The sequence below is a fragment of the Alkalispirillum mobile genome (assembly GCF_003664325.1).
Lineage (GTDB): Bacteria > Pseudomonadota > Gammaproteobacteria > Nitrococcales > Halorhodospiraceae > Alkalilimnicola > Alkalilimnicola mobilis.
The window spans coordinates 1-1,954 of the sequence record NZ_RCDA01000010.1 but is presented as its reverse complement, the minus strand read 5'-3'; the positions used below and the strand labels follow the sequence as shown (position 1 = coordinate 1,954).

The window sequence follows — 1,954 nt, the reverse complement described above, 5'->3', positions numbered from 1 at the left end:
GACTGCGCATAATGTATAGTCATGACGGTTTTGCGAGGCGCACCTATGCACCTCGCCAGCCGCCGGTGTTACACTCGGCATTGCTGGTAACTCCTATGTCCACCCCCTTAACCGGGGGGCCAGCCAGGAGCCCGGAGAGCGGCCACTCTCGCGGGCTCCACTCATTTCCGGGCTATGGTTTTTCCTTCGCTCGCATCGTCATCGCTCTCAATCTCTCGCTCTCTCTCAACCAATCTCTACCGCTCTCACCTAATCTCAATTCGCCATACAGGGCCATTAATGGCCGTGGCGTTTCGCCATGATGCCGGATTCATTTCGACCTGCCAAGCAGGGCCAGAATACGGTGCATTAGTTGCTTAATAGTGGTGCGTTTATGGTTCTGAAGCTCGCGTATCTGCCGCCGGTGCTCGGCCAGTAATTGCAGCTCCAGCCAGATTGTCCGCAGCTCCGCCGGAGTGCGGGCCATTCGGGCGGAAAGGGCCTGATCGTAGAGCCGCCCATCGGGGCGGATCTCCCAGCCTTCCCAGGCCGGGTGCATCTGCGCCAGATCCCCCGCGCGCAGCTCCAGGGCGCGCAGCACCGGACCCGAGACCCGGTGCCGGCCGGTCTCCTGGCGGTAGAGCGTGCCGGGGTGGATGCCCAGCCACTCCGCTGCTTCCTCCAGGGTGAGCCCCGCACGGCGGCGGGCGCGGTAGATCGGGTTATCCAGGCGTTGGGTGTCGGTCATGGGCGGGGTGCCTCCTGATGGACCGGACCCGGGCCAGCAGGGCGCGGGGCCGGTTGGGTGCTGAACGGGTAGGGCAAGGGGGCCGCGAGGCCGGCGCCCAGGGCCTGCCGAGTGCCGGACCCTCCGACCCGTGGGACCATGCTTCCCTGCATCTGCTGCCAGCCAGACGGGCGGGTCTGCGCCTCCTTGCGCAGCCCTCGCGCACCACCTCCGAGGCCGGGTGTATCGACATATGTCGGGACAGGTGTCGATACCCTGGCGGCGGTCGGGAGCCACCCAGGATTCTCACCAGTGATAAAGGTTGCTGGTATTACTAGCGACAGCAACCACCAGCCACCCCCCAGGACCCGGCGCGGCGGCCCCCCAGGTTCTGGGGCCCCGCCGCGCTCACCGCACGCACTCATGCCGCCATCTCCCGAGGCACGATGACCACCGTGCCACCCTCGAACCCGAGTAACCGCCACGCCGAGGGGAACCATTCACCCGTACCCTTGAGCCACCACCCACCACCAGGGCAGCGGCGCGGCAGGTCGGCCGGCTCGCAGCGCTCGCGCACGTAGGCCGGGCACAGCCACCACGCCCGCTCGGCACGGGCCGCGTCGTTCAGTCCGCCATTGCCGTGGATGCGTGCCCCCTTGGGGAGCGCTCCCTCTATGTCCTTGCTGGCGTACTTGGCCAGGTAGCCCACCGCGTTGCGGGCCCACTCGATGCGGGTCAGCCCGTGGGGCCACCAGCCGGCCTTGTCCGGCTTGGGCAGGCGCACCCGGCGGGGGAGCCAGAGCATGATGTGGTAGTGCGGCCGGCCGCGGCGGGTCAGCTCCAGAACCCAGGTGTAGCGCAGCCGCAGACGGCGGCGCTTGAGCCACTGCCGGGCGCGTTTGATCAGCTCGGAGATGTGCCGGGGCGACCACTGGTCGTCGTGGGCGTAGGTCAGCGTGACCATCGCCGCGCGGAAGCCACTCGGCAGGGTCTCGCAGTGCAGACGGGCCGAGGTGATGACCGCCTGTTTCATCCGCTTCATCCGGGCCTGATGCGGGTCCACCCGCAGCCGCGTGTCACTTGTTGAGGTATGGACAAGCCCAGCGGCCTGCGGCCGCTCGGGCCGTGCCCCGGGCGCTGTGTCGGGGCGAGTGACTGCGCATAATGTATAGTCATGACGGTTTTGCGAGGCGCACCTATGCACCTCGCCAGCCGCCGGTGTTACACTCGGCATTGCTGGTAACTCCT

The 1,954-nt window shown here is 67.3% G+C and carries 2 protein-coding genes; both read right to left on the bottom strand.

Features of this window, described 5'->3' with window-relative positions:
• Positions 1-310 precede the first annotated feature (310 nt).
• Positions 311-727, bottom strand: a complete 417-nt coding sequence (locus tag DFR31_RS13665) for a helix-turn-helix domain-containing protein (RefSeq protein ID WP_121443250.1) — start codon at positions 725-727, stop codon at positions 311-313.
• 400 nt (positions 728-1,127) lie between these two features.
• Positions 1,128-1,739: a rolling circle replication-associated protein gene (locus DFR31_RS13660; protein ID WP_121443249.1), complete on the bottom strand. Its 612-nt coding sequence runs from the start codon at positions 1,737-1,739 to the stop codon at positions 1,128-1,130.
• Between the last annotated feature and the right edge of the window lie 215 nt (positions 1,740-1,954).

Excerpts from the sequence above, each read along its gene's own strand:
- DFR31_RS13665 (WP_121443250.1), bottom strand. The coding sequence starts at position 727 with ATGACCGACACCCAACGCCTGGATAACCCGATCTACCGCGCCCGCCGC.
- DFR31_RS13660 (WP_121443249.1), bottom strand. The coding sequence starts at position 1,739 with ATGAAACAGGCGGTCATCACCTCGGCCCGTCTGCACTGCGAGACCCTG.